The organism is Phenylobacterium sp., assembly GCF_030654915.1.
Classification (GTDB): Bacteria; Pseudomonadota; Alphaproteobacteria; order Caulobacterales; family Caulobacteraceae; genus Phenylobacterium.
Genome location: NZ_JAURWM010000028.1, coordinates 1 through 6734, shown reverse-complemented (window position 1 = coordinate 6734; position 6734 = coordinate 1). Strand labels below are relative to the sequence as shown.

General features: G+C 66.7%; 8 protein-coding genes and 2 pseudogenes. 4 read left to right on the top strand and 6 right to left on the bottom strand.

Annotation, left to right across the window (positions count from 1 at the left end; all coding sequences use genetic code 11):
• Window positions 1-157 (top strand): annotated as a pseudogene (locus Q7T84_RS01045) (cobaltochelatase subunit CobS); the annotation flags it as partial.
• Here Q7T84_RS01045 and Q7T84_RS01040 read toward each other — a convergent pair.
• The 4 genes from Q7T84_RS01040 to Q7T84_RS01025 form a co-directional block, all read right to left on the bottom strand.
• Entirely contained in the window at window positions 158-934 is a 777-nt protein-coding gene (locus Q7T84_RS01040) for a TerB family tellurite resistance protein (protein ID WP_304805708.1), read from the bottom strand.
• A 162-nt stretch (window positions 935-1096) separates the two neighbouring features.
• On the bottom strand, window positions 1097-1447 hold the full coding sequence (locus tag Q7T84_RS01035; RefSeq protein WP_304805706.1) for a DUF5615 family PIN-like protein: 351 nt from the start codon (window positions 1445-1447) through the stop codon (window positions 1097-1099).
• Window positions 1448-1449: 2 nt separating this feature from the next.
• Entirely contained in the window at window positions 1450-1671 is a 222-nt protein-coding gene (locus Q7T84_RS01030) for a DUF433 domain-containing protein (RefSeq protein WP_304805704.1), read from the bottom strand.
• Between the two features lie 338 nt (window positions 1672-2009).
• Window positions 2010-2807 (bottom strand): SDR family oxidoreductase, encoded by a 798-nt coding sequence (locus tag Q7T84_RS01025; RefSeq protein ID WP_304805703.1) that lies wholly within the window; start codon window positions 2805-2807, stop codon window positions 2010-2012.
• A gap of 194 nt (window positions 2808-3001) precedes the next feature.
• Here Q7T84_RS01025 and Q7T84_RS01020 point away from each other — a divergent pair, with 194 nt between their 5' ends.
• Both Q7T84_RS01020 and Q7T84_RS01015 read left to right on the top strand, forming a co-directional pair.
• On the top strand, window positions 3002-3868 hold the full coding sequence (locus Q7T84_RS01020) for a dienelactone hydrolase family protein (protein WP_304805702.1): 867 nt from the start codon (window positions 3002-3004) through the stop codon (window positions 3866-3868).
• Window positions 3869-4073: 205 nt separating this feature from the next.
• On the top strand, window positions 4074-4706 hold the full coding sequence (locus Q7T84_RS01015) for a hypothetical protein (RefSeq protein ID WP_304805701.1): 633 nt from the start codon (window positions 4074-4076) through the stop codon (window positions 4704-4706).
• A gap of 19 nt (window positions 4707-4725) precedes the next feature.
• Here Q7T84_RS01015 and Q7T84_RS01010 read toward each other — a convergent pair whose 3' ends face one another.
• Entirely contained in the window at window positions 4726-5415 is a 690-nt protein-coding gene (locus Q7T84_RS01010; protein ID WP_304805700.1) for a VOC family protein, read from the bottom strand.
• A gap of 12 nt (window positions 5416-5427) precedes the next feature.
• Entirely contained in the window at window positions 5428-6075 is a 648-nt protein-coding gene (locus Q7T84_RS01005; RefSeq protein WP_304805699.1) for a TetR/AcrR family transcriptional regulator, read from the bottom strand.
• 78 nt (window positions 6076-6153) lie between these two features.
• Between Q7T84_RS01005 and Q7T84_RS01000 the strand changes: the two are divergent.
• A pseudogene (locus Q7T84_RS01000) lies at window positions 6154-6734 on the top strand (alpha/beta hydrolase); the annotation flags it as partial.

Sequence of the window (6734 nt, the reverse complement as noted above, 5' to 3'; positions counted from 1 at the left end):
GAACGCCGAGATCTTCGGCGGCGACCTGGCGCTCGCCTTCCGCATGACCTTCCTGAACAAGTGCGACGAGCTCGAGCGCCCGACGGTGGCGGAGTTCTACCAGCGGGCGTTCGGCGAGGACCTGCCGGAGTCGGCGGCGCGGGTGAAGGTGGCTTAGTTAAAGCCGCCCGGCTTGGATAAGTCGCGTTTGCACTTCACTCGCGAAGGCGACCTCTTCCGAATCCACCTCGCCATCAGCGTCGATCACCCGCCGCATTGAGCGCATTAGCGCCTTCGCGTCGCCCTCGCCCGCGCATATGCGAGCAAGGGCTCGTTCGAACGCCCGCTCGTCCGGCACCCACGACTGTACCCGTCGCCGGACTTCATTCTCATTGAGCTGCTCGTCTACGCTGAGAAGCACGTGCTTCAGGATTTCGTTCTGCTCGTCTTCGTCGAAATCGCCGTCAGAAGCGCCGACAAAACTCAGAATGATGATCTCGTCTCTGCAAGCTTGGACGGCCAGCAGTTCAGCGCTGCGGTTAGTGAGGTCGTCCGCAGTCGCGTGCCCCAAGAGTGGATGTTGCCTGAAATAGGCGAGGCCATCTTCGTGCACCTCCCCGGTGGCAAGGTCAGTGAGCTCCACGACCCTCGACGCAACGAATGTTCTCAACGCGTTTCGCATATGGCAGTAAGCGGTCAGCCGAACCTCAGCCACCTCGTGCAATAGATTTCGAAGCGTAATGCAGCGTCCGCTGAGCTGTTGTTTCGCGTCGCTGTAGACCATGTGAAATGCGAGCGGCGGCGCTGGCGGATCGTCGACTTCGACGAGCATTCCATGATCGTCGAACTCGGACCCGCCAATACGCTTGCCGAGTCTTTCAGCGCGGGCCCCAGTCAATCGCCTGCGGAACGCAACTCGCGCCGTGACGAAATGGTCGAGATTCAATGAGTTCATACCGGCCTCCCCACCGGGAAACTACGCGCCAACCTATCGGCGAGTCGAATCGCAGTCCTCGCGTGCAGCAGCTGAGCCCACACCCTTCATCTCATGCAGGCCAGCGTGCCGGTCGGTCCGGCGTGAGATGAAGGGTTTCCCTCTCTCCACGAGAGAGCCCGGTCACAATTTCCGACGGCGCGTCCGTCCCGGCTCGATGATCGTCAGGTGGCCCTCGTACAGACCCTCCGCCTCACCCGCCCCCGCCACCACACGCGGAACCCTCTCGATCATGGGCAGGGACTGACAGGCCAGGAGCAGGACGCCAGGGACCGCCAGCCCGTGGCGCACCGCGATCTCTCCGAAGTCATAGTCCTGGGTGAGGACGATCCTGCCGATCTCGACGGCATGGGCTGCGATACCCAGGTCGGCGGTTCCAAGAAGAGCCGGCGGCAAGCGCACAAGGTCGTGACCAGCCTCGATCAGCGCCTGCACGACGGCGCGATCGACGCATTCATCGACCAGCAGCCGCAAGGCTATTCGGCCGCGTGCTGAGCCTTCTGGCCCAGGTGATCGGCCGCATAGGCCAACGCCGCCCGGACATCATCGGCGGTCAGGCCAGGATAGAGGTCGGCCACGTATTCCGGAGACCCGTGGGCGCACTCGCGCACGAGGATCGCCACGGGAATGCGGGTGCCCCGGATCACCGGCTTTCCACCCATCACGCCGGGCTTCATTTCGATGCGATCATGCGCCATTTCAGCTTGATAGCACGAATGACGCCCTCACGCACCCGTCGCGACAGAATGCGCGGATAGATTGATCTTGTATCGACGTGACTGCACATCGAGGATGCTCGCTCGCGGGTTCGCTCGCTGAGCCTCAAGACCGGACCTCGGTCCGGCCGACCCCGTCCAGCTATAACAAGCCGGGCGGGGTTGCTGTTTTCCCAGGCCCCGCCCCGCCCTTCATCTCATGCAGGCCAGCGACCGTCTCGCCATGAGATGAATGAGGGCCCGGATGAGTGCGCCGGCCGTAAGCCTGGGTCCCGACTTCCGTCGGGATGAGCGGCGTAAAAGGGGGAGCGCGAGGCCTGCTAAGCCCCCAGACCCAGCAGCGCATCCCCGGCCCCGTCCCCACAGCCGGACCCGCCATCCACCGGCAGGATCGCGCCGTTGATGTAGCGGGCGGCGTCGGAGCTCAGGAACAGGGCGGCGTCGGCGATCTCGTCCTTGGTCCCGTAGCGGCGCAGGGGCACGCGGGACTTCACCCGGGCCTCCGCCTCTGGTGTGGAGGCCAGGCGGGCCATGCCCTCGGTGTCGGCGATCGGGCCCGGCGAGATGGCGTTGACCCGCACCCCGGCCGGTCCCCACTCCAGCGCCAGGCACTGGGTCAGCATGTTGATCCCGGCCTTGGCGGCGCAGACGTGGGCCTGGAACATCGAGGCGCGCGTGGCCTGGCCGGCGGTGATCGAGATCAGCGAGGCGCCCGGCTTGCGCAGGAACTCGAACGAGGCGCGCAGCACGTTGAAGGTGCCGATCAGGTCGATGTCGACCACGGTCTTGAAGCCGTTGGCGCTCATGCCCAGCGCCGGGGCCACGAAGTTGCCGGCCGCGCCCGACAGCACGATGTCGATGGGGCCGAACTCGTCGAAGGTCCGCTTCAGCGCGGCCTCGACGGCGGCGTAGTCGCGCACGTCGGCGGCGATGCCGATAGCCGGCTTGCCGAAGGTGGAGACCTCCTTGGCCGCCGCCTCGATCTTCTCTTGGCTACGGCTGATCAGCACGACATTGGCGCCGGCCGCGGCGAACCGCTTGGCGATGCCCAGATTGATGCCGCTGGATCCGCCCGCCACGAACGCGGTCTTGCCGGCCAGTTGGGTGTCTTGAGCCATGGTGTTCTCTCCCTGTTGTTGGCGACAGTCTTAGACCCCGCTCCCCTTGCAGAGGAAGCTTGACCCAGCGTCGCCTCAAGCCGGGGCGACGGCTATTCGACCGGGCCTTGATGTGGGAGGCTCGCCCAAAGCCGCTCGAAATACGCCCGCAACAAAATGGGCGAAGCTTCCAGCGCCAAAAGGGAGGATCGCTCATGTGTGACGACGACATTCACCAAGGTCTCATCGAGGACCCCACGGTTTCGCGCCGCGCCTTCGGCCTGATGGGCGTGGCCGCCGCCGGGATCGCCACCACGGCCCACGCCGCCTCCGCCCGCGTGGTCGAGAAGGACGTGGAGATCAAGACGCCCGACGGGGTGGCTGACGCGGCGCTCTACTATCCCGAGGGCAAGGGCTCCTGGCCCGCCGTGCTGATCTGGCCCGACGTCATGAGCCTGCGCCCGGTGTTCCGCGAGATGGGCCGGCGCCTGGCCGCCGAGGGCTATGTCGTGCTGGTTCCCAATCTCTATTACCGGGTTAAGCGCGCGCCGGTGGTCGAGGGGGCCTTCAACTTCGCCAACCCCGAGGACCGCGCCAAGCTCACCCCGCTGCGCGCCAGCGTGACGCCGGAGGGGACCGACCGCGACGCGGCCGCCTATCTCGCCTTCCTCGACGCCCAGCCGCAGACCGACAAGAAGCGCAAGGTCGGAACCCAGGGCTATTGCATGGGCGGGCCTCTGGCTTTCCGCACCGCCGCGGCGGTTCCCGGCCGGGTCGCGGCCGTGGCCAGCTTCCACGGCGGCGGTCTCGTCACCGATCAGCCCTCCAGCCCGCACCTGCTGCTGCCCAAGACCCGCGCCGAGTTCCTGGTGCTGATCGCCGACAACGACGACAAGCAGGACCCGGCGGGCAAGGACAAGCTCAAGGCCGCGCTCACCGCCGCCGGCCGCCCGCACCGGGTCGAGGTCTATGCCGGCGCCGCCCACGGTTGGACCGTCAAGGGCAGCCAAGTCTACAACGAGCCCCTGGCCGAAAAGGCCTGGGCCGAACTGCTGGACCTCTACAAGCGCGCCTTGGCCTAGGGACGGTGGGGAGAGGACGCAGGTCGCTCCCCACCCACAACCTCGTCATCCTAGGCCTTGTGCTAGGATGACGAGCTGGAGGAAGCGGCGCCTGCTCCTCCACCCACCCAAATTCTACCAAAGGTTACCTTACCTCATCGCTCTCTTCCAAAGCGATTTGGATTGAGGCAGTGTTCTTCCAGCGCAGTGAGCAGGGAGGATATCTATGATCAGGAGCACTCTGGCAGCCGTCGCCTTGATGGCCTTCGCCCTACCGGCGGCCGCCCAGAACAGCCATTGCACCCTCATACCGGCGACCGCCCAGGTCGAGGTGCGCGGCCCCGACAACGTGATCCCCGCGCAACTCACCCCGCGCGGCATCACCTGCCCGCGCGGCTTCACCTCGGAGTCGATCGGGCCGATCACCCGTTGCCGTCAGCCGGGCTCGGTCCGGTTGGAGAACCGTGAGCCGCGCCGCGACTGTTACGCCGCCTTGAACCTGGGACCGGTGCGGGCCCCGGCCGTCCAGAACCGCCCGGCCCCGAATTGCCAAGGTCAGCCAACCTTAACCAGCATCATCGCCCTGCGCGGCCGCAACATCGGCTGGCAAGACGTGACCCTGACCGCGCCGCAAGGCACGGGCCTGACGGTCGAGCATCTGCGCGCCGTCGGCGGTCGCACGCCCGCGGCCGAGGACCCGCAGCGCCAGGACTGCTTCGCCTTCGATTGCCGGCTGGTCCGCCTGACTTTCCGCCCGACGACGCCGGCGCGCGTGGACCTGGCGCTCGCCACGCCAGGCACGATGGCCACGCCGATCAATATCGCCATCAACAGCGAAGCGGCCTGCCCGGCGAACTAGCCCGGCGGGTCCCGCCGGTTCAGGCGAGAGCCGGGACCGGCGGCTGCGCGTGCGAGCCGGTCGCCGTGATCACCTCGTCGGGCACGGCCAGCATCGCCCGGTACTGTTCCTCCGGATAGGCCATGTGCGGCTTGTCGGCGTCATAGGGCGGCTGCGCCACCGGGCTTGGTCCCACATAGGGCTGGGGTGACGCGAACCGCGCGGCGTCCTCCGCATTGATCCCGGCCTTGGCCAGCACCGCCGGGTCGATCCAGCGCGCCGGATCTATCGCCTGCGTGGAGCAGGCGACTTCCAGGGTCATCTGGTCGGGCCCGGCGAAATAGATCGACCGGCACATGCCGTGGTCGATCGGTCCCAGCACATTGACGCCATGGCTGCGGATGCGGTCGCGCATGGCCAGCAGGTCTTCGTCGCTGTCGGCCCGGAACGCCAGGTGCTGCAAGGTTCCCGGCGCGCTGGGCAGGGCGCCGTTCCCCGCATGGGTCTTGCCGATCTCGATGGGAATCTCGTCGACCTTGGGCAGCTGCACGATCGAGAAATAGCTATGGTCGTTCATCCGCAGGAAGGCGTGCAGCCCGCCCGGCACCCCGTGCATGTCGAACAGCGCCACCAGCGGGCAGCCCATGACCTGTGAGAAGAAAGCGATGTGTTTCTTGATGTCCCCGGCCATGAAAGCCAGGTGGTGAATGCCAGTCGGTTGCTGTCCCATGGGATGTCCCGTCTATGTCATGGCGCTGGGATCTGTGAGCAGCCCGCCCAGCAAGGCGTCTAAAATCATTCGTTCGTGCGCGGCGCGCGCGGGCGCCTCCGTCACCTCGACGTCGAAGCTGACCCGCATCATCGGCGCCAGATTGATCACTCCGGCCGCGGCGGCTTGCAGAGTGATGATCAGCATCTCGGCCGGGAAGGGCTTCAGCGCGCCGCTGTCGATCGCCGCCTTGGCCAGTTCGGCCAGCCGCCGGTTGCGCGGCCCGATCAGGTGAGCGTCCAGCCATTCCAGCCGCTCGCCGCCGGCCATGCCCTCCAGGGCGACGATCCGCCCCAGCGCCGGGTGCCGCCAACTGATCTGCAGGAACAGCCGCATGGCCATCCGCAGCTGAACTTCCGGCGGGCTGTCCATCGCCGCTTCCAGCAACCGTTCTTCCTCGCCGATCACCGCGCGGAGCTGCAGCATGGCCGCGCGCCAGAGCTGGAACTTGTCTTCAAAATGATAGTGCAAGGTGGCTTGCGAGACGCCGGCCTCGGCGGCGATCTCGGCCATGGTCGCGCGCTCGAACCCCAGCCGCGAGAACAGCTCCAGCGCCGCCTCGCGAATGCGGATCGCGGTCTGCGGCCCCTTGCGGGCCGGCTGCGCCAGGGCCTTGGCCATCCACTTGACTCCAGAGCCAGTATTTCTGACTTTGTAATCAGAAATCCAGCCCGGAGCAACGGGCGGCGGGAGGCGACCATGCGGATACTGCGAGAGCCCTACGGCTACGCCTATGCCGAGAAGAGCCGGCTGAAGGAGACCTATGGCGGTCCCGAGGGCCAGGTCTTCGTGGAGTGCATGCGCATCTCGCCGGAGGAGGGCGAGTCGAAGACCGTCATCCTGTTCAGCCACCCGATCGGCGGCGGCTCGTTCCTGCCGCTGGTCACGGCCCTGGCCCACGCCGGCCGGCACGTCATCTACTGCAACCCGCGTTACCGCGGGAACGACACGGCCCTGATCCTCGAGAAGTGCGTCACCGATCTTGGCGCCTGCATCACCGACCTGAAGAAGCGCTTCGGCTACGAGAAGGTCATCCTCGGCGGCTGGTCCGGCGGCGGGTCGCTGTCGATGGTCGACCAGGAGCAGGCGGTCAATCCGACCATCACCGAGACCCCGGCGGGCGACCCGATCGATCTGGCCGCGGCGAAGCTGCAGCCGGCAGACGGCATCATGCTGCTGGCCGCCCACATCAGCCGCTCGGTGACCATGACCGAGTGGATGGACCCCTCGATCCTCGACGAGGACAAGCCGTTCGAGCGCGACGTCGCGCTGAACATCTA